This is a genomic window from Duganella sp. Root1480D1 (assembly GCF_001427305.1).
GTDB lineage: Bacteria > Pseudomonadota > Gammaproteobacteria > Burkholderiales > Burkholderiaceae_D > Rugamonas.
Genome location: NZ_LMFZ01000004.1, coordinates 13,518 through 36,886, shown reverse-complemented (window position 1 = coordinate 36,886; position 23,369 = coordinate 13,518). Strand labels below are relative to the sequence as shown.

Annotated in this window: 14 protein-coding genes, 2 tRNA genes and 4 rRNA genes; 19 read left to right on the top strand and 1 reads right to left on the bottom strand. The window is 59.7% G+C overall.

Translation table 11 applies throughout. The features are described 5' to 3' along the window. Positions 1-432: 432 nt before the first annotated feature. The 8 genes from ASD58_RS05900 to ASD58_RS05865 all read left to right on the top strand — a co-directional run bounded on the left by ASD58_RS05900 (position 433) and on the right by ASD58_RS05865 (position 7,924). Positions 433-1,911 (top strand): 16S ribosomal RNA (locus ASD58_RS05900). 62 nt (positions 1,912-1,973) lie between these two features. Next, positions 1,974-2,050: transfer RNA gene (locus ASD58_RS05895), tRNA-Ile, on the top strand. A 10-nt stretch (positions 2,051-2,060) separates the two neighbouring features. After that, positions 2,061-2,136: transfer RNA gene (locus ASD58_RS05890), tRNA-Ala, on the top strand. 183 nt (positions 2,137-2,319) lie between these two features. After that, a 23S ribosomal RNA gene (locus ASD58_RS05885) occupies positions 2,320-5,141 on the top strand. A 105-nt stretch (positions 5,142-5,246) separates the two neighbouring features. Beyond that, positions 5,247-5,359: ribosomal RNA gene (rrf, locus tag ASD58_RS05880) — 5S ribosomal RNA — on the top strand. A gap of 46 nt (positions 5,360-5,405) precedes the next feature. Beyond that, positions 5,406-5,518: ribosomal RNA gene (gene rrf / locus ASD58_RS05875) — 5S ribosomal RNA — on the top strand. Together the 16S, 23S and 5S rRNA genes with 2 tRNA genes alongside form the textbook arrangement of a ribosomal RNA operon. Before the next feature lie 116 nt (positions 5,519-5,634). Further along, the gene (locus tag ASD58_RS32075; protein WP_057260175.1) at positions 5,635-7,599 is read left to right on the top strand and encodes an esterase-like activity of phytase family protein; all 1,965 of its coding nucleotides are present in this window, start codon (positions 5,635-5,637) and stop codon (positions 7,597-7,599) included. Further along, a complete protein-coding gene (locus ASD58_RS05865; protein ID WP_307177022.1) occupies positions 7,496-7,924 on the top strand; it encodes an RNA 3'-terminal phosphate cyclase in 429 nt (142 codons plus the stop codon). Before ASD58_RS32075 ends, ASD58_RS05865 begins: the two co-directional genes overlap by 104 nt. On the opposite strand, the gene rtcR is transcribed toward ASD58_RS05865, so the two are convergent. Beyond that, on the bottom strand, positions 7,921-9,519 hold the full coding sequence (gene rtcR / locus ASD58_RS05860; protein ID WP_057260173.1) for an RNA repair transcriptional activator RtcR: 1,599 nt from the start codon (positions 9,517-9,519) through the stop codon (positions 7,921-7,923). The genes ASD58_RS05865 and rtcR overlap by 4 nt on opposite strands. A gap of 134 nt (positions 9,520-9,653) precedes the next feature. Between rtcR and ASD58_RS05855 the strand changes: the two genes are divergently transcribed. From ASD58_RS05855 to pedF, 11 genes are all read left to right on the top strand, one after another. Beyond that, positions 9,654-9,863 (top strand): hypothetical protein, encoded by a 210-nt coding sequence (locus ASD58_RS05855; protein WP_057260172.1) that lies wholly within the window; start codon positions 9,654-9,656, stop codon positions 9,861-9,863. Positions 9,864-9,885: 22 nt separating this feature from the next. Then, entirely contained in the window at positions 9,886-11,112 is a 1,227-nt protein-coding gene (locus ASD58_RS05850) for an RtcB family protein (protein WP_057260346.1), read from the top strand. A 20-nt stretch (positions 11,113-11,132) separates the two neighbouring features. Continuing rightward, positions 11,133-12,152, top strand: coding sequence for an RNA 3'-terminal phosphate cyclase (gene rtcA / locus ASD58_RS05845; protein WP_057260171.1), 1,020 nt, complete (start codon positions 11,133-11,135; stop codon positions 12,150-12,152). Then, positions 12,145-12,711 carry a zinc-ribbon domain containing protein gene (locus ASD58_RS05840; protein WP_057260170.1) on the top strand — a complete coding sequence of 189 codons (567 nt, stop codon included), beginning with the start codon at positions 12,145-12,147 and terminating at the stop codon, positions 12,709-12,711. Before rtcA ends, ASD58_RS05840 begins: the two co-directional genes overlap by 8 nt. Positions 12,712-12,773: 62 nt before the next feature. Continuing rightward, positions 12,774-14,357: a DUF2138 family protein gene (locus ASD58_RS05835; protein ID WP_057260169.1), complete on the top strand. Its 1,584-nt coding sequence runs from the start codon at positions 12,774-12,776 to the stop codon at positions 14,355-14,357. Next, the gene (locus tag ASD58_RS05830) at positions 14,354-15,016 is read left to right on the top strand and encodes a DUF1175 domain-containing protein (RefSeq protein ID WP_229209907.1); all 663 of its coding nucleotides are present in this window, start codon (positions 14,354-14,356) and stop codon (positions 15,014-15,016) included. Before ASD58_RS05835 ends, ASD58_RS05830 begins: the two co-directional genes overlap by 4 nt. Continuing rightward, positions 14,953-19,539, top strand: coding sequence for an alpha-2-macroglobulin (locus tag ASD58_RS05825; protein WP_229209906.1), 4,587 nt, complete (start codon positions 14,953-14,955; stop codon positions 19,537-19,539). Before ASD58_RS05830 ends, ASD58_RS05825 begins: the two co-directional genes overlap by 64 nt. Continuing rightward, positions 19,539-21,224, top strand: coding sequence for a DUF2300 domain-containing protein (locus ASD58_RS05820; protein ID WP_057260167.1), 1,686 nt, complete (start codon positions 19,539-19,541; stop codon positions 21,222-21,224). Before ASD58_RS05825 ends, ASD58_RS05820 begins: the two co-directional genes overlap by 1 nt. Continuing rightward, positions 21,221-22,018 (top strand): YfaP family protein, encoded by a 798-nt coding sequence (locus ASD58_RS05815; protein WP_229209905.1) that lies wholly within the window; start codon positions 21,221-21,223, stop codon positions 22,016-22,018. Before ASD58_RS05820 ends, ASD58_RS05815 begins: the two co-directional genes overlap by 4 nt. A 4-nt stretch (positions 22,019-22,022) precedes the next feature. Next, positions 22,023-22,775 (top strand): YfaP family protein, encoded by a 753-nt coding sequence (locus ASD58_RS05810; protein ID WP_057260166.1) that lies wholly within the window; start codon positions 22,023-22,025, stop codon positions 22,773-22,775. 126 nt (positions 22,776-22,901) lie between these two features. After that, positions 22,902-23,363 (top strand): cytochrome c-550 PedF, encoded by a 462-nt coding sequence (gene pedF / locus ASD58_RS05805; RefSeq protein ID WP_082565268.1) that lies wholly within the window; start codon positions 22,902-22,904, stop codon positions 23,361-23,363. Positions 23,364-23,369: the final 6 nt, after the last annotated feature.

Sequence of the window (23,369 nt, the reverse complement as noted above, 5' to 3'; positions counted from 1 at the left end):
ATATGGGGCAAGTGTAGTTAAGCTTGCGGAAAGCCGCTACCGGTGTGCGACAGAATGCAGAAATACGGGAATAGAAGAATGCCCTTGCGGACAGCCGGATCGTTTGCTATAGTTCTGTCCCTCGCAACGCAGCGCTGACAAATCAGCGAAGCGAAACGAGAAAAAGATGGGGTTGACGAGTTATACGGAACACTGCATAATCTCGCTTCTCTGCTGCAACGAACACAACGCTTCGTTAAACAAAAGCAGCGATCTTTAAAAATCAACAGTCGATAAGTGTGGGCGTTTGACGATGTGCCCGAGCCTTCGGGCTCGATGCTCAAAATATACGTTATAACGCTCGCACAAAATATATTAAACGTAATCTCGAAAGAGATTCGTCAGTATTTTGAGTGAGTGACCTCCGGTAGCAATATCGGAAAAACAGAGATTGAACTGAAGAGTTTGATCCTGGCTCAGATTGAACGCTGGCGGCATGCTTTACACATGCAAGTCGAACGGCAGCGGGGGCAACCCTGGCGGCGAGTGGCGAACGGGTGAGTAATATATCGGAACGTACCCAAGAGTGGGGGATAACGTAGCGAAAGTTACGCTAATACCGCATACGATCTAAGGATGAAAGCAGGGGATCGCAAGACCTTGTGCTCCTGGAGCGGCCGATATCTGATTAGCTAGTTGGTGGGGTAAAGGCCCACCAAGGCAACGATCAGTAGCTGGTCTGAGAGGACGACCAGCCACACTGGAACTGAGACACGGTCCAGACTCCTACGGGAGGCAGCAGTGGGGAATTTTGGACAATGGGGGCAACCCTGATCCAGCAATGCCGCGTGAGTGAAGAAGGCCTTCGGGTTGTAAAGCTCTTTTGTCAGGGAAGAAAAGGGTCTGGCTAATATCCAGATCTGCTGACGGTACCTGAAGAATAAGCACCGGCTAACTACGTGCCAGCAGCCGCGGTAATACGTAGGGTGCAAGCGTTAATCGGAATTACTGGGCGTAAAGCGTGCGCAGGCGGTTTCGTAAGTCTGTCGTGAAATCCCCGGGCTTAACCTGGGAATGGCGATGGAGACTGCGAGGCTAGAGTTTGGCAGAGGGGGGTAGAATTCCACGTGTAGCAGTGAAATGCGTAGAGATGTGGAGGAACACCGATGGCGAAGGCAGCCCCCTGGGTCAAAACTGACGCTCATGCACGAAAGCGTGGGGAGCAAACAGGATTAGATACCCTGGTAGTCCACGCCCTAAACGATGTCTACTAGTTGTTGGGTCTTAATTGACTTAGTAACGCAGCTAACGCGTGAAGTAGACCGCCTGGGGAGTACGGTCGCAAGATTAAAACTCAAAGGAATTGACGGGGACCCGCACAAGCGGTGGATGATGTGGATTAATTCGATGCAACGCGAAAAACCTTACCTACCCTTGACATGGCAGGAATCCCGGAGAGATTTGGGAGTGCTCGAAAGAGAACCTGCACACAGGTGCTGCATGGCTGTCGTCAGCTCGTGTCGTGAGATGTTGGGTTAAGTCCCGCAACGAGCGCAACCCTTGTCATTAGTTGCTACGCAAGAGCACTCTAATGAGACTGCCGGTGACAAACCGGAGGAAGGTGGGGATGACGTCAAGTCCTCATGGCCCTTATGGGTAGGGCTTCACACGTCATACAATGGTACATACAGAGGGCCGCCAACCCGCGAGGGGGAGCTAATCCCAGAAAGTGTATCGTAGTCCGGATTGTAGTCTGCAACTCGACTACATGAAGTTGGAATCGCTAGTAATCGCGGATCAGCATGTCGCGGTGAATACGTTCCCGGGTCTTGTACACACCGCCCGTCACACCATGGGAGCGTAGGATTCGTGACTGGGGTGAAGTCGTAACAAGGTAGCCGTATCGGAAGGTGCGGCTGGATCACCTCCTTTCTAGAGTCGGCATCAGACTCAAACGTCCACACTTATCGGCTGTTGTAATACGAAGAACAAATGGGGCTGTAGCTCAGCTGGTTAGAGCACCGTGTTGATAACGCGGGGGTCGTTGGTTCGAGCCCAACCAGCCCTACCAGTACCACCCAGGGGGATTAGCTCAGCTGGGAGAGCACCTGCTTTGCAAGCAGGGGGTCGTCGGTTCGATCCCGTCATCCTCCACCAAGTTTTCAAACGTAAGCGTAGCCGCTTAGGTTTGAACRTTTAAATGTTCATCGTTCTTTAACAATCTGGAAGAAGTAAAAGTTTTATTAAGCGATATCGAAAGATATCACTTAACTTAGGGTAGTAGTAAAACTCATCAAACACAGTAGTAAGTGCTTGAACTTATAGCCGTCAAGGTTATAGGGACAAGTGAATAAGTGCACATGGTGGATGCCTTGGCGATTACAGGCGATGAAGGACGTAGWAGTCTGCGATAAGCTTCGGGGAGCTGACAAACAAGCATTGATCCGAAGATTTCCGAATGGGGAAACCCGGCCTTATAGGTCATCACTCACTGAATACATAGGTGTGTGAAGCGAACGCGGCGAACTGAAACATCTAAGTAGCTGCAGGAAAAGAAATCAACCGAGATTCCCAAAGTAGTGGCGAGCGAAATGGGAAGAGCCTGTATGTGATAGTCGTTTGGATAATGGAACAGATTGGAAACTCTGGCCATAGCGGGTGATAGCCCCGTACATGAAATCCARGCGGTGGTACTAAGCATACGACAAGTAGGGCGGGACACGAGAAATCCTGTCTGAACATGGGGGGACCATCCTCCAAGGCTAAATACTCGTAATCGACCGATAGTGAACCAGTACCGTGAGGGAAAGGCGAAAAGAACCCCGGGAGGGGAGTGAAATAGATCCTGAAACCGTGTGCATACAAACAGTCGGAGCCTCGWAAGGGGTGACGGCGTACCTTTTGTATAATGGGTCAGCGACTTACATTCAGTGGCGAGGTTAACCGAATAGGGGAGCCGTAGAGAAATCGAGTCCGAACAGGGCGCCAGTCGCTGGGTGTAGACCCGAAACCAAGTGATCTATCCATGGCCAGGTTGAAGGTGCGGTAACACGCACTGGAGGACCGAACCCACTAATGTTGAAAAATTAGGGGATGAGCTGTGGATAGGGGTGAAAGGCTAAACAAACTTGGAAATAGCTGGTTCTCTCCGAAAACTATTTAGGTAGTGCCTCAAGTATCACCGACGGGGGTAGAGCACTGTTATGGCTAGGGGGTCATCGCGACTTACCAAACCATTGCAAACTCCGAATACCGTTGAGTGCGAGCTTGGGAGACAGACATCGGGTGCTAACGTCCGGTGTCAAGAGGGAAACAACCCAGACCGCCAGCTAAGGTCCCAAAGATTGGCTAAGTGGAAAACGAAGTGGGAAGGCTAAAACAGTCAGGATGTTGGCTTAGAAGCAGCCATCATTTAAAGAAAGCGTAATAGCTCACTGATCGAGTCGTCCTGCGCGGAAGATGTAACGGGGCTAAGCCAGTCACCGAAGCTGCGGATATGCATTTATGCATATGGTAGGAGAGCGTTCTGTAAGCCTGCGAAGGTGTCTTGTAAAGGATGCTGGAGGTATCAGAAGTGCGAATGCTGACATGAGTAGCGATAATGCGGGTGAAAAGCCCGCACGCCGTAAGCCCAAGGTTTCCTGTTCAACGTTCATCGGAGCAGGGTGAGTCGGCCCCTAAGGCGAGGCAGAGATGCGTAGCTGATGGGAAGCAGGTTAATATTCCTGCACCGTCGTATGATGCGATGGGGGGACGGATCGCGGAAGGTTGTCTGMCTGTTGGAATAGKCAGTTTCTGGTTCATAGGAGGTACTTAGGCAAATCCGGGTACGTAATCCAAGGGACTGGGACGAGTGARCTTGYTCACGAAGCAATCGGAAGTGGTTCCAAGAAAAGCCTCTAAGCTTCAGTCATACGAGACCGTACCGCAAACCGACACAGGTGGGCGAGATGAGTATTCTAAGGCGCTTGAGAGAACTCGGGAGAAGGAACTCGGCAAATTGGTACCGTAACTTCGGGATAAGGTACGCCTCGGTAGCTTGACCACTTTACTGTGGAAGGGCGAAAAGGTTGCAATAAACTGGTGGCTGCGACTGTTTAATAAAAACACAGCACTCTGCAAACACGAAAGTGGACGTATAGGGTGTGACGCCTGCCCGGTGCTGGAAGATTAAATGATGGGGTGCAAGCTCTTGATTGAAGTCCCAGTAAACGGCGGCCGTAACTATAACGGTCCTAAGGTAGCGAAATTCCTTGTCGGGTAAGTTCCGACCTGCACGAATGGCGTAACGATGGCCACACTGTCTCCTCCCGAGACTCAGCGAAGTTGAAGTGTTTGTGATGATGCAATCTACCCGCGGCTAGACGGAAAGACCCCATGAACCTTTACTGTAGCTTTGCATTGGACTTTGAACCAATCTGTGTAGGATAGGTGGGAGGCTTTGAAGTAGGGACGCCAGTTCCTATGGAGCCAACCTTGAAATACCACCCTGGTTTGTTTGAGGTTCTAACCTTGGTCCGTAATCCGGATCGGGGACAGTGCATGGTAGGCAGTTTGACTGGGGCGGTCTCCTCCCAAAGTGTAACGGAGGAGTTCGAAGGTACGCTAGGTACGGTCGGACATCGTGCTAATAGTGCAATGGCATAAGCGTGCTTAACTGCGAGACCGACAAGTCGAGCAGGTACGAAAGTAGGACATAGTGATCCGGTGGTTCTGTATGGAAGGGCCATCGCTCAACGGATAAAAGGTACTCTGGGGATAACAGGCTGATTCCTCCCAAGAGTTCATATCGACGGGGGAGTTTGGCACCTCGATGTCGGCTCATCACATCCTGGGGCTGTAGCCGGTCCCAAGGGTATGGCTGTTCGCCATTTAAAGTGGTACGTGAGCTGGGTTTAAAACGTCGTGAGACAGTTTGGTCCCTATCTGCCGTGGGCGTTGGAAATTTGAAGGGGGCTGCTCCTAGTACGAGAGGACCGGAGTGGACGAACCTCTGGTGTACCCTGAAAGCATCTAAGCGGGAAACTTGCCTTAAGATGAGATTTCCCGGAGCCTTGAGCTCCTTGAAGGGTCGTTCGAGACCAGGACGTTGATAGGTCAGRTGTGGAAGTGCAGTAATGCATTAAGCTAACTGATACTAATTGCCCGTAAGGCTTGTCCCTATAACCTTGACGGTTATGTAGCACTTACCGTGTTTGAGAAACACTACCCCAACTTTACTTCTTCCCAGATTGCGCGGCGCGCCAGCGCGCTGCACACAAGTCATGCTTGATGACCATAGCCAGTCGGTACCACCCCTTCCCATCCCGAACAGGACCGTGAAACGACTTGGCGCCGATGATAGTGCTGCAACCAGTGTGAAAGTAGGTTATCGTCAAGCTAATAATTCCTGGTGACGCGCCAAGCGCGAACCAAGTACCGGTCAGTCTGATGACCATAGCAAGTCAGTCCCACCCCTTCCCATCCCGAACAGGACCGTGAAATGACTCTGCGCCGATGATAGTGCTGCAACCAGTGTGAAAGTAGGTTATCGTCAGACTAAGTAATAAGCCAAAAAGGCCCGCTGAACAGCGGGCCTTTTTGCTTTTGTGCCTTGTGTCATCGGCATGTCACTTCAGTTAATTAAGCTGCGCCTTTTACATTCCAAAGGCCAGCATGAAATCCCTGTCGCTCCTTCCCCTCGCACTCGCCCTTGCCGCTTGCGGCGGTGGCGGTAGCAATGAGCCAGTCAAACTCTCCGTCAACGGCACCTTCGTCGATGGCGCAGTCGAAGGCGCGGACTATGTGGCGGGCAGGGACGCCAAGGCGACTACCGGCACCAAGGGCGAGTTCACCTGCAAGGAAGGCGACACCGTCAGTTTCAGCGTAGGTGGCATCGCCTTGGGCAGCGCGGCTTGCGCGTCCATGATCACCCCACTGCAACTGGCTGGCGTGACTGACGTCAAGGATGCCAAGGTCGTCAATCGCCTGCTGGCATTGCAACTGCTCGATGAAGACAACGACCCTTCCAACGGCATCAAGATCACGACCGAGGTGAAGACTGCGCTGGCGGGCAAGGCTGCCGATTTCGGCGCCGCTGCGGCAGACTTCAACAAGGCCATGGCTGCCAACCTGGTTGCCGCCGGCACCGCTTACGCTGCACGCGGTATCGACGACGACCGCCGCCAATTGGTGCGCGAGCACTTCGAAGACACGCTGGCCTCGAAGGTTGGCACTCCCGTGCAGGAAACCTTTACCCAGCCTGCAGCCACGGTCACCGTGACGCGCTACCAGGTACAAGCGGCGAACAGCTTTTACATTCCATACGAAGGCAGCAATACCAAGGTCAAGGCCGATTTCCCGTTGGGCTTCCTGCCGTCCTACGGCTCTGCGCTGGCCTTCAAAGGCAGCAAGGCCAACGGCGACCTGGAGTTCTATGGCCTGACCGATCGCGGCCCGAACGGCGATGGACCGAACGTGCCAAATCCGAGCGGCAGCGGCACCATGGGCGCCAAGATCTTCCCGTCGCCAAGCTTTACGCCATCGATCGGCATCATCACGGTCGGCAAGGGCGGCGCCGTGCTGGATTCCTCGGTGCCAATCAAGGTCTCTGCGAATACCAATAGCTCCGGCCTGGCCATCCCTGCGGGCACGCTCGGCAATTCCGCGGAAGTGCCAGTCTTCGATGCGATGAAATATGACGCCACGACCAAGGCGGTGTACAGCGTGAATGGCCTCGATACCGAAGCCATTGCCTTCGACAAGAAGCGCAATGCGCTGTGGGTGTCGGATGAATACGGTCCCTTCATCGTGAAGATCGATGCAGCAAGTGGGGTGATCCAGTCCCGCTTTGCTCCTGGCAGCGGCCTGCCGGCCATCTTTGCCAAGCGCCGCGCCAACCGCGGCATGGAAGGCATGGCGCTCGACAGCGCGACCGACAAGCTGCATGGCTTCCTGCAAAGCCCACTGACCGATGGCAGTGCACTGTACTCGGTGACTGGCAAGAATGAGCAGGTTGAGCGCTTCGCTCGCTTCACCCGCTGGATCGAATTCGATCCAACTAACGGCACTACCGGCCGCATGTTTGCCTATCCATTGAATGGCGCCGATTACGCGGACGGCCGCACCGGCAACGCCAAGCTGGGCGACATGGTCGCACTGGGTAACGGCAAGTTCATCGTGATTGAACAGGGTGCCGCACCAGGCGGCAAGGTATTCAACAAGCTGATGCTGGTGGAAATCGGCAGTGCCACCGACATCAATGCCGCAGCCTACAATCCGGCCACTTCCGACCTGGAAAAGAGCTCGATGGGTGCGGTGGCTGTGAATGGCGCTGACTGGTCCAAGGTTGCCACGCTGAAGAAGACCTTGCTGCTGGACCTGAACGCGATCGGCTGGCTGGCTGAAAAAGCGGAAGGCTTGACCATTGTTGACGGCAACACGCTGGCACTGGCCAACGACAATGACTTTGGCCTCAAAACCAAAATCTTCACTCCGGCTGGTGAAGCGGTGGCTGATGCCGACGTCACCAAGTGTAATGTCGATGCAAACGGCACTATCATCACCAGCAGCGCGGCTGGCTGCAATGCGGCCAACACCATCCGCGTTGCGCGTGGCGACGATGTCGGCCAGCCCGGGTAATGCGGTCTTGCTGACGGTCGAAAGCGAAACGGTGACGGAAGTGTTTTCCGCCATTGGTGAGCGCGGCGTGCGGGCGGAGGCTGTCGCGCGCGAGGCTGCATTGGAGGCGCGCCGCTACCTGGCATCCGGCGCAGCGGTGGGCGAGCACCTGGGCGACCAGGTGATGCTGCCGATGGCGCTGGCGGGCGGTGGCTCCTACACGCTGGACCATGTGTCGCACCACGCGATCACGAATGCGGAAGTAATTACGCATTTCCTGCCGGTGACGATCAGCTTCGAACAGGGCGAGCGCTTCAACACCTGCCACGTGCGGGCCAAGATTTAGCTGACCTGCTCCCACTCCAGTCCGAAGCGGGCCAGGTATTTTTTCAGGCGATCCGCGTCGTTCGGCTTTACCTTCCCAAGGCGCGATGCGGCGAACAGCTTGCGGCCGGCATCGGACATGGTTTTCGACTGCCGGCAAACGGCGATCACGGATTCGAGCTGCATGCGGTCGAACAAGTCAATCTGCCCGAGCGCTTCTTCATCGAGCAAGCCGTCGAGCGTCACCGTCGCCGTTGCCCCTTCCGCCAACGGGCGCCACTGGCGCTGCAGGCGCGCCACTTCCGCAGCCACGAGCGGCGCGGTGATGCGCCCGGCATCGGCCAGCGTTGCCATGCGCGTAACGGAGGCCGACAGGTCGCGGAAGTTGCCGTTCCAGAGCGCGTCGGGCGATGCCGCAAAGCGCATGTACTGCTGGCGGGCTTCGGTGTTGAAGCGCACCATGGAGCCGTTCTCTGCGCCGAATTGCGCCAGCAGGTAGTCCAGGTTTGGCTCGATGTCTTCCGGCCGGTCGCCAAGACCCGGCAGCGAGTAAGTCCACAGGTTGATACGGGCGAACAGGTCTTCGCGGAAGCGGCCTGCCGCCACTTCGCGCGCCAGGTCGCGGTTGGTGCCGGCGATGAGCTGGAAATCGCTGCGCACCTCATGGTCGCCGCCCATGGGCAGGAAGCGCTTTTCTTCGACTGCCTTGAGCAGCATGGCTTGCTCGTCCAGCCCCAGTTCGCCGATCTCGTCGAGGAACAGCAAGCCCTTGTGCGCAGTGCGCAGCAGGCCAGGGCGGTCCGATGCCGCGCCGGTGAAGGCACCCTTCACGTGGCCGAACAGGGTTGAGCCGGCGCCGTCGCCATGCAATGTGGCGCAGTTGATCTCGACGAAAGCGCCGTCGAGCTGGTGGCGGGCCTTCTTCAATTCGTAGACGCGCCGCGCCAGGAAGGATTTGCCCGCGCCGGTTGGCCCCATCAACAGCATTGGCGCGCGGGAACGCGCGGCCACGTGCTCGATCTCGTCGATCATCAGGTTGAAATGCGGATTGCGGGTGGCGATGCCGGACTTCAGGAATTCCACGCCTTCACGCTGCGCATTGGAAAAGCGCTGTGCGATCTGGTCGTAGCGCGACAGGTCGAGGTCGATCAGTACGTAGTCGCCGGTCTTGCCTGGCGCCGCGCGGCGCGGCGGCGACGTTTGCAGCAGGCGCCCGGGGAAATAGCGCGCTTCCGTCATCAGGAACAGGCAAATCTGCGCAACGTGGGTGCCGGTAGTGATGTGCACCCAGTACTCTTCGTTTTCGGTATCGAAGTTGTAATTGCGCGCGAAGTCGAAGAGCTGGCTGTAGACGTCCTCGAAATCCCACCAGTCGCTGATCGGCAGGGTGTGGCGTTGCACCACGGTCTCTGGCGATATCGCATGCATGTCGCTTTCGATCTGCCGCGCCAGGGAGTCGTGATGCGCACTGGCCAGCAGCTCGAAACGGTCGACGACCAGGTCTTCATGCTGCAACAGGGAGACGCTCGGGCGCCATTTCTCCCAGCGCGCGGAGGTACGCGGCCCGCCATCCAGTTGCGAGCCGAGGAAACCGAGGATGACAATCTTCTTCTTCATTGCGTATAAATCTTTATCTGTTGAGATAATTTATCACATTCATTGATTTCCATGAATCTATATTTATCAATCACTTAGCAAGCTGGCACGCCCTTTGCAATAGATGAGGTACGCAAAGACGAAAGGAGATCAAAATGGCGGAATCACAAATCAAGGCTTGGACCATCAGTGCCGGCGCAGTCGGCAAGAAACCCGTAAAACGCAGCTACGGCGGCGTGCACACGGCGATGAATATTTCCACCAGCCGCCGCCACACGACCGTCAGCTGGCATGCCGAACCGCTCCCCGGCAAAGGCCGCACGGTGTGGAATGGCGTGGTCTCCACCCTTGTCGGCGCAGATTAATCGTTAGAAGATGAGAACTATGATGAAAGACAAAGAATTCGAAGTAATGGAAGTATCGGGTGGTAGCCCGGTGAAGATGTGGACCAACGGCGTCCCGGTGGAGCGCGAAGCACGCCAGCAATTGGCCAATACGGCCAAGATGCCCTTCATCTACAAGCATATTGCGGTGATGCCGGACGTCCACCTGGGTAAAGGTTCGACCATCGGTAGCGTGATCCCGACCTTGGGTGCGATTATCCCGGCGGCGGTAGGCGTGGATATCGGCTGCGGGATGATGGCAGCCAAGACCACCCTGAATGCGCGTGACCTGCCTGATAACCTGGGCCCGCTGCGCAGCGCGATCGAGAAAGCGATCCCGCACGGCTTGACGCCGAAGTTCCGTGGCCGCGACCGCGGTTCGTGGGAGAACCCGCCGTCGGCCGTGGATGTCGCCTGGGGGCAGTTGAAGGATGAATTCGACGTGATCTGCCAGAAAACGCCGAAGCTGAAGAATACCAACAACTATCGTCACCTGGGTACCCTGGGTTCGGGTAACCACTTTGTTGAAGTGTGCCTGGACGAAGAGGGTTCGGTGTGGTTCATGCTGCACTCCGGTTCGCGCGGCGTGGGTAATGCCATCGGCTCCCACTTCATCGAACTGGCGCAGCAGGATATGCGCACCCATATCGCCAACTTGCCGGATAAGGACCTGGCCTACCTGGAAGAAGGTACCCAGCACTACGACGACTATGTTGAAGCGGTGGGTTGGGCGCAGAAGTTCGCCCGCATGAACCGTGAGGTGATGATGCAGAACCTGATCGCCTCCGTGCGTACCGTCATTACCAAGCCGTTCCAGACGCACGTGGAAGCAGTGAACTGCCACCACAACTATGTGCAGAAAGAGCGCCACTTCGGTAAGGACGTGCTGGTGACCCGTAAGGGCGCTGTGTCGGCCCGCGAGGGCGAGCTGGGGATCATTCCGGGTTCGATGGGAGCGAAGAGCTTTATCGTCCGCGGTAAAGGCAACCCGGAGAGCTTCAATAGCTGCAGCCACGGTGCCGGCCGTACCATGAGCCGTAACGAGGCGAAGCGCCGCTTCTCACTGGAAGACCAGGTGAAGGCGACCGAGGGCGTCGAGTGCCGCAAGGATGAAGGCGTGATTGACGAAATCCCGATGGCCTACAAGGATATCGAAGCCGTCATGAAGGCGCAGGAAGAGCTGGTTGAAGTTGTGCATACCCTGAAGCAGGTGGTGTGCGTCAAAGGGTAAGAACAAGGATAATAACAAGAATGATTGAAATTGATGGTTCCCAAGGGGAGGGCGGCGGCCAGGTGCTGCGCACCGCGCTGACGCTCTCGATGATTACCGGCCAGCCGTTCCGTATTTCGGACATTCGTGCCAAGCGCTCGAAGCCGGGCTTGATGCGGCAGCACCTTGCTTCGGTCAAGGCTGCGGCAGAAATCTCTGGCGCGAAAGTTGAAGGCGACTTGCTGGGCTCGACCAGCCTGACGTTCGTACCGGGTGCGATCAAGGCCGGCGTGTATGAATTCCAGATCGGCACAGCCGGCAGTTCGACGCTGGTGCTGCAAACCGTGGTGCCGGCGCTGCTGTACGCGAAGGGTGAGTCTGTGGTGCGCGTCAGCGGCGGTACCCATAACTCCAAGGCGCCGCCGGCGGAGTTCCTGCAGCGCGCCTATGGCCGCGCCATCGCCGAGATGGGCGCACAGGTCGAGTTCCACCTGGAGCGCACCGGCTTCTATCCGGCGGGCGGTGGTGCCGTGCGGGCAACCGTGAAGCCGATGGCGGCCTGGCGTCCATTGGTGCTGGAAGCACGCGGCGAGCGGCGTGAAGCGTATGCCGAGAGCCTGGTGGCTGCCGTGCCAGGTGGTGTTGCGAAACGCGAGCTCGATTGCGTGGCGAGCGCGATGGGTTGGTCCGGTGACCAGCTGCGTTTCAGGACGCTGCCGGATAACTGGGGGCCGGGCAACGCGCTGCTGATCACGCTGGATCACGAACATGTGACGGAAGTCTTCGTCGCCTTCGGCGAAAAGGCCGTGCGCGCAGAAGCGGTTGCGCGCGACGCGGTGGCGCAGGCGCGCCGCTTTATCGCGTCGGGCGCTGCGGTCAGCGAGCACCTGGCCGACCAGCTGCTGATTCCAATGGCGCTGGCTGGTGGCGGCAGCCTCACGATGGACGTGCTGTCGCAGCACACCCGCACCAATGCCGAAGTCATTGCGCTCTTCCTGCCGGTCTCGATCAAGTTCGAGAAGCGCGATGCGTGCACCTATTGCGAGGTAAAACGTGGATAAGCTGGTGCCGCACCCACGGTTCCAGGGGAAGTCGCCCCGCACGCACCTCGTGCTCACGGAGCAGGAGGTGCGCGGATCGTACTGGCGTTATGGCAGCGCGCATATTTTTCCGCAGACTGCCCTTCGTGCCGACGTAAGCGTGCAGCTCTACACGATTTATCCGCGCCTATACTACGTAGACATGCTCAAGACCTGCGAAGATTGCTCGCGTCCGTTCATCTTCTACGCGCGCGAGCAGCGCTACTGGTATGAGACGCTGGGCTTCTACATTGACTCTGACTGCATGCGCTGCGTCGAATGGCGGCGCAAGCAACATGCAGTGAAGCGCCATATGGTGCGCTACACCGAGCTGCAAGCGCGCGGTTCGCTGTCTCGCAAGGAGATGATGCATTTGGTGGATGACTGCATTTTCCTGTTCCAGCAGGGGAAACTGAAAAAGCCTTCCCTTCTGGGAAAGATCAAAAATGCAGCTTTGAAGCAGGTTCCTGAATACGCGGGCACCAAAACGCTCCAGCAATTGCTGCAATCTCCCGCACGATTAGCGAATTTGACTAGCTAATTTGGTTACTCCGTGGCAAAATTTGGCGTCGTTGTATTTAATATAACTTTGCCGGACCCGCCATGAACAAAAAGACTTTGGCCAAGATCGCCGCGGCAGTTGTTGTCGTTGCCGGCGGCGTTTTCGCCTACCGGGCTTTTGGCTGGGGCGCCATGAATGGCCCTGTCAACAGCCTGAAGATCGACCTGTCCAAGCCGGACGCCCTGGTCGTTACGAAAAGCCTTTCCAGCCTGCCGCGTGACTTGCTGACCGTGCCGTTGGCGCGCGACGTGCTGCGCGAAGACTTCCTGTTCTATTACGAGCAGACCGAAGACCGCCTGGGCCTGAAGGGCAGCCTGCGCCGCATCGCCTACGAACATGAACTGGGGTGGGGCGACCAGTTGATCCGCATGGTGCTGGACGAACCAGCGGAAGTGGCCATGTGGCGCGATGCCGATGGCTCCCTCAAACATTATGTGATCTCCGTTTCGCGCGGCAAGCTGGCGCGCGTGCTGGAAGAAGCGGGCAAGGTGGCGCTGAAGGATACGCAGCTCACCATCGCGGGCGAATTGCGCGTCGATGGCGACAAGGTACCTGTGTACGCGTTGAACTACGCCTATCAGCGCAACTTGCTGTTTGCGGCGCACGGCGACCGCATGGTGATCCTGTCCAACCCGGGCATGCTGTATGGGTCCGACCGCAAGGTGAGCGACGATACGGCCCAGACCACCGTCGCCAAGCTGCTGGGCAAGGACGCCGCGCAGCAGAAAGTCTTCCACGACCAGTTCCATTTCGAGAAAACGGCGCAGGACGGCCATAGCATCGCCATCAAGGCTGATTTCCTGTCGTTCGGTTATCAGCCGTTCTTCGGCGGCCTGGAAGCGCTGCGTTTCGACTTCAGCAAGGGCGCCTGGCGCTCGCAAGTGCTGCTCGATGCGGCCAAGCTGCCGAAAGATGGCTATGACAGCAGCGCGCTGTGGAGCGCGCTGCCGTACAACCCAAGCAGCTGCTTCACGCTGCCGGTAGACTGGAACAGCCTGCAGCCGGTGCTGAAAAGCATAAGTGGCAAGACCAGCCAGCCAGTGCTGCCATTGGCGACTGAGCTGGGAGGCCCGGCCGCGGCCTGCTGGTACGGCAACTCCCGCCTGCATACGCCGGTATTCGTGGCCAACCGCGCTGGCGGTAACGAGGCGCTGTTCGAAAGCTTGTTCCAGGCCGCGATCCGCGACGGCAAGGGCGTCCAGAAACAACAGGGCAAGAAAGGCGAATTACGCTGGAGCGGCGCGGTTTCCACAGCCCAGGGCGATACGACGCCAACGCTGGCGATCAGCGGCAACACCGTGGTGTTCTCGGCGGACGGCAAGCTGGTCGACCAGGTGCTGGCGGTGAAGCGCAAGGAAATGCCTGCCGCTTCGGACTTGCTGCCGGACGCCAAACATACCGTCGGCCTGATTGCGCCCGCTTCGCTGGCCAAGCTGATCGAAGAAGAAAGCTTCAACACCCTGCCTAGCCAGCGCGAGCCGGTGCTGCGCGGCGCAGTCGACGCGCACCTGGTACCGCGCTTGCAGGCGCTGAAAAAATACCCGCCTTACCGCATGGTGCTGAAGTCGGTGCCGGCCAAAGGCATCTCGTGGCAGCCGCTGGAATGGCAGGCAGCAGGCAAATGAAGCGCCGCAGTACCTTGCGCCTGCTGGCCGGGTGCGCGGCTGCTGTAGCGGCGCCGCGGCTGCTGGCGCTGACCAGCGCGAACGATGCTCAGGTGCGCCTGTCGCAGGTCCAGTCGCGCGCGTTCCAGGCATGGATGCTGCGCATTATCAGTGCGCAGGTTGAACAAGGACCTTCGCCGCGCTGGCACCATCGCGACTGTGCAGGCCTGGTGCGCTTTGCCGTCAACGAAGCCTTGTCTGTGCATGACGCCAAATGGATGCGCGCCAATGGCATCGCCAGCGACCGCCGCCTGCCGCCGGAACTGGACCTCACGCCGCAACAGGCAGCCCTGCGCAACCGCTGGGTGCAAGGCGAGGGCAAGGTAGGTCCCTTTGTCACTGCGCTGGCGCTGGTGCAGCACAACAGCCGCTTTGTGGCGCGCGAGATCAGCCAGGCGCTTCCTGGCGACCTGCTGTTTTACGACCAGGGCGACGAACAACACCTGATGGTGTGGATGGGGGCGCATATCGCCTACCACACAGGCACCGTCACCGAAACAGATAACGGTCTTCGTACCGTCGATATTCAACAACTAACGACATGGAAGGACACGCGGTGGCAACCAGCGGTCAACAATCCCAACTTCGCCGGCGTGTTCCGGCTGTCATTTCTGTCCTGAAGCTGTGCCTCGCAGGCTTGCTGGCGCTGACCGCGCTGGCAGGTGCGGAAGCGCAGGAGGCGCCGTCCAGCGGCTACACGCTGTTCAAGGGCGAGCCATTCTTCCTCTTGTCCGATGCCAGCTATGGCAGCACGGACGAGGCGCGCGTGCGCCTGGAAGTACCGGGCCGCGACTTCGGCCGCTCGCAGCTTGAACAGTATTCCGGCGCCGACATCGTGGTGTACCGCGTGCCGCAGCCGCTGGAATTCCTGAAAAAGCAGCGCAACCTGCACCGCGTGCAGGTGGATGGCAATTACCAGGGCGAGGGACTGGCCAATGCACTGAGCTTCCTGTGGGATAGCTGGTGGAAGCAATCGCGCCTGGCGTGGCGCCGCATCTTCTCGTCCGAGGCACGCCATGCTGTGACCACCAACCAGCCCAAGCTGGCCACCAACGGCGAAGCGATGAAGCGCGCAACCGTGTTCGCCAACAATCCTCAGTACAAGCCGATCAAGGGCTTCGAGATGGTGGACAGCTTCCGCTATCCGATCTGGCAGGCGAAGGCGATTGAGCCGCCAAAGGGCGTCAAGATGGACGGCTCCAGCAGCGAGTTCATTGCTGGCAATAGCGGCAACGTAATGATCCCCGTCGGCAAGCGCAAGCCAGGCCTGTACCTGGTGGAGGCCATCATCGGCGAACATCGGGCGACCACGCTGGTGTTCGTGTCCGACACCATGGCCGTGACCAAGGTTTCGTCCGGCCAGATGCTGGTATGGGCAGCGCGCCGCGACAACAGCGGCGCCGTAGCCGATGCAAACGTGATGTGGACCGACGGTACCGGCGTACTCCAATCCGGCAAGACCGCCAAGGATGGCGTGGTGTCGATGGAGCGCAGCAGCCCGGAGCACACCTATGTGATCGGCGAAGACCGCAGTGGCGGCGTGTTCGTGTCGGAGAATTTCTACTACGACAGCGAAATCTATAACACCAAGGTGTACGCGGTGACGGATCGCCCGTTGTATCGCCCTGGCGATGAAGTGAACGTCAAGTTCCTGGGCCGCGAATTCACGTCGGCACGCATGTCGCAGGCGGCCGCCGCCGCGCCGGTCGGGCTGACGGTGTTCGATCCGAACGGCACCCCGGTATTGACGCAAACCCTGCAACTGTCCCCGGAAACGGGCACGGAAACGCGCTTCCGCCTGCCGGAGCAGGCCTCTGCCGGCGGCTATGAACTGCGCTTCAGCTACAGGGATGGCCTGTATGGCGCAGCCTTCCGCGTGGCGGAATACGTCAAGCCGCACTTCGAGATCAACGTCCAGCCGGCCAAGCCCGAATTCAAGACCGGCGAAAAAGTCAGCGGCACTATCTCGCTGCGCTACCCGGACGGCAAACCGGTGAAGAATGCCAAGCTGTCGCTGTCCCTGCGCGGCCAGCAAAACACCATGGTGGAGGGCGAACTGCGTTACAGCGGCCTGTTCCCGGTGCAGTTGAAGACCGAGGAAGCGGAAACCGACCGCAGCGGCGATTATTCCTTCACGTTGCCGCCGGCCGCAGACCCGTCGCGCTATGTGCTGACCGTGATGGCAACCGACGGCGCAGCCTACCGTGTCAAGGCCACGCGCGAGCTGATGATCGAACGCTCCATCAGCAGCTATCAACTCAAGGCGGCGCGCTCCTTCTCCGAGCCAGGCCAGCAGGTGCACTTCGACCTGGTGGCGGATGGCCAGGGCGCGGCACGCCCGGTGCGCTGGGAGATGGTGCAGCTTGAAAAACAGGAAAAGACCGAAGGAAAATTCGATCCAGCCGCCAAGGGCTGGGATGTGAACTTCAGCAAACCAGGCTCCTATCAGCTTTCGCTGCGCGATGAACGCGGCAACCTGCTGGCGGGCGCCAGCCATTGGGTCAGCGGCGAGGGCTTGCAGGCCGCACCGGGCAGCATCGAGATCGTGATGGACAAGGCGCGTTACCGCCCGGGCGAGATTGCCGAGGCACTGGTGACCTTCTCCGATCCAGTCGACCAGGCTTTGCTGACCATGGAGCGCGACAAGGTGGAGCAGTACGGCCTGATGAGCGGCGGTGCCGATTGGTACCAAGCCAAGCGCGTGGCGAAGAACCAATGGCGCGTGCGCATCCCTGTCAAAGAGGAGCACGGCCCGAACATGACGTTCTCCGTGGCGTACACCCGCAACGGTGACTTCGTATTCCAGAACGCCGGCCTGCAGGTGATTGAGCCGCGCATTGCGCTGACCTTCAAGACCGACAAGGAGGTCTACCAGCCAGGCGAAAAAGTCACGCTGGACGTGACCGCGCAACTGGATGGCAAGCCTTTGTCTACCCTGGTGGCGCTGGGCGTTGTGGACGAGATGATCTATGTGCTGCAGCCGGAGATCGCACCCGATATCGCGGACTTCTTCTATCACCCGCGCCGCAATAACGTGCGCACCACGGCCAGCCTGTCCTTTATCAGCTACGACATGGCGCAAGGCCGCCGCGAAAACGTACCGGCACGCCATAACTACAACGAGCGCGGCGTGAAAGTGCTGGAACGCCCGCGCCGCGACAATATCGACACCGCATTCTGGGCGCCGTCGCTGAAGACGGATGCAGACGGCAAGGCGCGTGTGACCTTCACGATGCCGGATGCGTTGACTCGCTGGCGCATCACGGGCCGCGCGATGGATGCTCAAGGCCGCGTTGGCCAGCGCACCGGCTACCTGCGTTCCGACAAATCGTTCTACGCCAAGTGGACGTCGCCCGACTGGCTGCGTAGCGGCGATGCGCCGCGCGCTTCGGTAGCCATTTTCAACCAGACCAGCGAGACGAAGTCCCTGGAAGTGACGCTGTCCGGCGGCCCGCAGCCGAAAGTGGAGAAGCTGGCGGCCAAGCCTGGCGTGAACTACGTTGAATTCCCGGTTGCCGTCGGCAGCGCGCCGCTGCACCTGGAAGTGAAACAGGATGGCAAGCTGGTGGATGCGCTCGATACCAAGGTACAGGAGCAAGCTGCCGCCTGGAGCAGCCCACGCAGCATGAGTGTGGCGCTGACCGGCACTGACAACGCCTTGAAACTGCCGGCTGACGCCCGCAATATCCGCGTCTCGTTCGCGCAAGGTGCCGCCAGCCACTTCGCCCGCATCGCCGATGACCTGATCGACTACCCATATGGCTGCGTGGAGCAGACGGCCAGCCGCTTGATCCCGCTGACCATGGCGACGCAAAGCATGCCGGCGGATGCTGGCCCGGTGCGCGAGCGCCTGATGGCGATCATGCAGGCGCAGCGCCTGCGCCTGGTCTTGATGGCAGGCGAAAACGCAATCTTTAGCTGGTGGGGCCCGGCGACGCAGGGCGATGCACTGATGACGTCCTACGCCTACTACGCCGACTGGTACGCCTCGCGCGCCCTGCGCCTGGACCTGCCGGGCGAACACTGGAACAACCTGGTCAACGTCTACACCGAGCATGGCAAGAACAATAGCCCGCTGGAACGCGCCATGAGCCTGTGGATGATGCGTGACATGGGCTTGCCGACCAAGACCCTGGCGGAGAGCCTGGTGGCCGATGCCGCGAGCCTGGAAGTCGGTAGCGCGCCGCGCAAGCAAGGCGTCACCAGCAGCGTTCTGCTGGCCGATGGCCAGGATAGCGTGACCCGTGCCATGGCAATCGGCCTGACGTCTGTCGTCGCCGCGCAGAACGGGCTTGCCTTGCCGGCGCAATTGCAGCAGCAATTGCCGCAGGCATGGGCCGCGCTGCGCGCCTCGCCGGCACCGGTGGCACAAGCCCTGCTGATGCTGGCCGGCGAACTGCCTGCCGCGCAAGCCGACGCCGTGCTGTCTTCCGTGCGCGCTGACATGCCGACCATGGACCGTGCACTGACCCTGGTCTGGGTGCAGAAGAAACTGGGCGGCTCGCCTGCCGCAAGGCCGCCGGTCGCGGCACTGGAAGGCCCATGGCAGCAGATGGACAGCCGCAGCGGCCAGCCGGTATGGCGCTGGACCGATGCCAAGGCACTGCCGGAGCAACTGAAGCTGGCGCAAGCCGCGTCGGCTGGCACCGTCGCCATCGTGCAGTACGATAGCCGCGCTGTTGAAGCGCAGTCGCTGGACGTTGGCATCGAACGCCGCATCCTGCGCATGAAGGCAGGCTCCAAGGGTTACACCATGGAGCTGGTCAAGGCGGGAGAAGCGCTGCGCACGGACGAGCTGTACATGGACGAAATCAAACTCAAGGCAGGCAGCGCCACGCACCGTTTCGGCCTGCTGGAAGTGGCCCTGCCGCCAGGGGCAATGGTTGAATCGACGACCTGGGGCATGAAGCTGGCCGGCGACGAACCGGTGCAACTGGAGCGCGCGCGCCATGTCGAGCGCCGCGACGGCTACGCCGTGCCGATCGAACCACTGAGTGGCGAGGTCGTGGTGCGCCACCTGCTGCGCTTCGGCCAAAAGGGCAGCTACACCCTGCCGCCGAGTCGCTTCCACCGCATGTACCAGCCGGAGCAGAAAGCCTTCGAAGGCGGCGGCAAAACCATGCGTGCGCTGAAAGTCGAGTAATGCTGCAACGCCTGCTGCCCGCCTTGTTGTTGGCCAGCGCCGCGCCCATCGCGGCGGCGGCCTCGCTCGACCTGGCGTGGTGGCGCGAAGGCAAAGTCCAATCGGTGCAACTGCAGCAGCGCAGTGCTTCGGCAACGCAGGCGGTTACCGCCAACACGGAAATCCCGCTCGGCAGCCTGTGGAAGCTGTTTGTCTACGTCTATGCGGTGGACGGCAAGCTGGCTACGCCCGACTACAACTGCGGCGGCCGCAAGCAGGAGGAAGTGTATTGCTGCGAGGCCGGAGGCAGCGTGGCACGCGATGCCGCACTGGCGCAATCGTGCGGCCTGTTCTTTGCCCCCGAGAGGTTGGGCATTGCCCAAAAGCCGTGGCAAGACTACTGGAAACGCAGGCTTGGCAGCGCACCTGCCGGCGAATTCTCCTGGCTGGCAGATCCCGCGCGGCTGGAAGCTGCGCGGCTGGTCACGCTTGGCAGCCTGCTGCGCGTGCTGGCCAGCATTCAGCCCGCGAGCCGCGCCGATGCCGAGGCGGCCTTGCTGCGCGTGGTGCTGGATGGCCGTGGCGCGGGCAGTGTGCGCTGGTTCGGCAGCCAGCTCCGTGTGAAGACCTATTCCTGGCACCATCCCAAGCGCGAGGACGCTCGCCTGGGTGGTGCGGCCGGCTGGCTGGCGGACGGCACCCCGGTATGGTTTGGCGGCAGCGACAGCAGTACCGGCATCTTCCAGAAATGGGCGCCGCAAATTGCCGCCGCCCTGCCGCCTGTGCAGCCGGCGGAAGACAGCGGCTGCGTGGTTGTCGATTATTTCTCCCGTTATCCGGTGAGTGCGGTGCGGACTGCGGATGGCCTTGCGGTCCCTGGCGCGCTGAATGGCCGCTACGTGGTGCAATTCGAAAACGGCAAGAGCCTGCCGATCCGCAGTAACGGTGAATTGACACTGCTTAAAGGAGCGAACGGCAAGCCGCAAATTCGCGGTCGCATGGGGGTGAACGAATACGTGGCGCGTGTGATCGACCGCGAGGCCAGCGCCACCGAAACGGAAGCCGCACGTGCCTTCGCCATCGCCGCCCGCAGTTACCTGCAGCAGAACGCACGCCGCGCCGAATCCTGCCAGTTCATCACGGACAGCAGCGCCACGCAGCGCGTCAGCCCGAATCCCGCGAGCGCCGCCGCGCTGGAGGTGGCGCGCTGGACCGACCAACTGGTGCTGGATGGCGCGCAGGTGCGCTACCACAGCACAAAAGCCGGCAACAACGTCCTTGCCTGGAGCGATGCCCAGGCGCAGGCGCGCACCGGCAAAGGTTTCGACGACATCCTGGCCGCGGCCTATCCCGGCACCACGCTCGCTATCGCTGGAAATACCGGCACCACCTGTGCGCGCCTTGCAAAGAACGAACAGTGGCTGGCTTATGCGCTGCCGCGCTGGGAGCGCATGCTGCGCCGCGAAGAAGGTTATGAAGCGCCGGCGCAACTGCCGGCTGTCTGTGCCTTGGCGGCCGGATCGCCCTATTCGGAACAGTCGCGTAACCGCATTTTCATGCGGCCGCTGGCCACGCGCGAGGACCGCATCACGCTGGCGCATGAATACCTGCACATCGGCCTGCGCCGCCACCCGCGTGGGCAGGACGAAGACTATGTTGAGCGCCTGGCGCGCCGCTTGAATGACCTCTCTCTGGAGGCTATGTGAAAACACGCATCCAATATACTTCCGCACTGGTGCTGGCGCTGGCCGCGGCGCCGTTGCTTGCGCAGGACAAGACGCTGACCGGACCGGTCGGCGGCTGGAACCGCGCCGGCATGACCGATAAATCCGGCGAACTGGCTGTCAGCTACCCTTATTCGCTGATCGACCGTGGCGCGCAGAAAAACCGCACCATGATCCGCGGCCAGTTGGCCAAGATCAGCACCAAGCGTCCGTTCCACCAGCTTATCGTGAACGGCAACCCGACGCCGCTGTACACGGACGAGGAAGGCCACTATGCACGCGGCTATGCTTTCGGCTCCGGTTCCAACAGCGTTGAAATCCGTTCGCCGGACGGCAAATCGCTGAAGCGCATGCAGTTCTACGAGGCCGATACAAGCCGCCCGCAACCGCGGCTGCGCATCATCGGCGCCTGGGACGATAACCAGGCCGAGATCGACCTGCACATCATTACGCCGGACGGGCAGCATGCCTTCTTCGGCAATCCATTCCTGACCAATGGCGGCGGGCTGGATGCGGACAGTGTCGACGGTCCCGGCCCGGAAATGTTCACCATGACCTCGCCCTTGCACGGCACTTACCAGGTATGGGTGAACTACTGGGGCAACTTCGGCAGCTCGGGCTATCACTTCGACGAAGCCACGCGACAGCGGCCCATCATCACGACGCGCATCACGCTCGTTTTCAATGAAAACACGCCCAGCGAAAAGCGGCAGGATTTTGTAGTCCCCCTGCGCAAGATCGGCGACCTGACCCTTGTTAAATCCTTTGTATATTGAACACATGAAGAAACTCTGCCTCCTGCTATTGCTGTTGCCCGCCTGCGCCATGGCGCAAGTGCGCATTGAGTCGCCCAAGAGCGGCTGGCGCCATTCGGCCGGCAACGAGGAGCAGTACAGCCAGACCGTGAATTACCCGGCGTCCTCCGTCAATATGCAGCAAGGGCAGGCCGAGACTGCGCAGATCCGCGGCAGGATCGCCGGCGCAGACAAGAACAAGCCGGCGAGACTGATCGTCAACGGCGTCGCCATGCCGATCCAGCTGGACGAAGACGGGCGCTTCGCACGCCCTTACAGCTTCGGCACCGGCTCGAACAGTGTCGAAGTGCGTTCGCCGGATGGCAAGAGCCGCGCGCGCACCCAGTTCTACGACGGCTACAGCGGCAAGACCAAGTCGCGCCTGCGGGTTGTGTTGTCCTGGGACAGCCCGGGCACCGACGTGGACTTGCACGTGGTGACGCCAAACGGCGGCCACTCCTGGTACGGCAACCGCGTCCTGCCAGATGGCAGCGGCCTGGATGTGGACGTGACGACCGGCTATGGACCGGAAATCTATTCCAGCCCGGCACCGGAGAAGGGCAATTACCACGTCTACGTCAATTACTACGGTGGCAGCTCTGAGCAGCAGGTCATTACCGTAGCCACCGTCTCAATCATCACCAACGAGAATACGCCGGGCGAAAAGCAGCAGACCTTCCTGGTGCCGCTGCGTGCCGCGGGCGAGATGACCCTGGTGAAGTCTTTTGTCTATCCCTGATGTGACACCTGCCCTGTGACAGGTGTTCCAGACTGGAGCACCTGTCCCCGCCTCCAAAGGGAGGAAATCATGGCACGCGGCTTGCTCCTGCATGGGTATTACAACCACACCATGCAGGAGACATCCATGAAACGCTTGATTCTTGCCGCTGCTGCAACTGCCGCAGTCACCACCTCACTGTTCGCTGTCGCCCACGGCAACGTGACGCCGCAGGGCGTCGATACCACCGGCCTTCCCGTGCTGGGCGACAAATGGCGCGATGAAAACCCCTACAAAGACAACAAGCTGGCGTTGAAGATCGGTTCTTCCGCCTATAACCAGAACTGTGCCCGCTGCCACGGCCTGGAAGCGGTGTCGGGCGGCATTGCTCCCGACCTGCGCATGCTCGATCGCGATTGCGTGGGCATGCGCAACGAAACCAAGAAGCAGGCTTGCTACAAGGAGATCGACCGCTACTTTCTCACCTCGATCCGCGGCGGCAAAGTGCGCAATGGTGCCGTGTACATGCCACCGTTCGAAGGGGTTTTTAACCAGGAAGCCATGTGGGCCATCAAGACCTACCTGGAAACCCGTCGCGCCACCAACTGATGCGAG

Bases quoted from the DNA above. Each gene is read 5' to 3' on its own strand.
- ASD58_RS05835 (WP_057260169.1), top strand. From the start codon at position 12,774: ATGAACAAAAAGACTTTGGCCAAGATCGCCGCGGCAGTTGTTGTCGTT.
- ASD58_RS05855 (WP_057260172.1), top strand. From the start codon at position 9,654: ATGGCGGAATCACAAATCAAGGCTTGGACCATCAGTGCCGGCGCAGTC.
- ASD58_RS05810 (WP_057260166.1), top strand. From the start codon at position 22,023: ATGAAGAAACTCTGCCTCCTGCTATTGCTGTTGCCCGCCTGCGCCATG.
- ASD58_RS05830 (WP_229209907.1), top strand. From the start codon at position 14,354: ATGAAGCGCCGCAGTACCTTGCGCCTGCTGGCCGGGTGCGCGGCTGCT.
- pedF (WP_082565268.1), top strand. From the start codon at position 22,902: ATGAAACGCTTGATTCTTGCCGCTGCTGCAACTGCCGCAGTCACCACC.
- ASD58_RS05820 (WP_057260167.1), top strand. From the start codon at position 19,539: ATGCTGCAACGCCTGCTGCCCGCCTTGTTGTTGGCCAGCGCCGCGCCC.
- ASD58_RS05865 (WP_307177022.1), top strand. From the start codon at position 7,496: ATGTCGATGCAAACGGCACTATCATCACCAGCAGCGCGGCTGGCTGCA.
- rtcA (WP_057260171.1), top strand. From the start codon at position 11,133: ATGATTGAAATTGATGGTTCCCAAGGGGAGGGCGGCGGCCAGGTGCTG.
- rtcR (WP_057260173.1), bottom strand. From the start codon at position 9,519: ATGAAGAAGAAGATTGTCATCCTCGGTTTCCTCGGCTCGCAACTGGAT.
- ASD58_RS32075 (WP_057260175.1), top strand. From the start codon at position 5,635: ATGAAATCCCTGTCGCTCCTTCCCCTCGCACTCGCCCTTGCCGCTTGC.
- ASD58_RS05850 (WP_057260346.1), top strand. From the start codon at position 9,886: ATGAAAGACAAAGAATTCGAAGTAATGGAAGTATCGGGTGGTAGCCCG.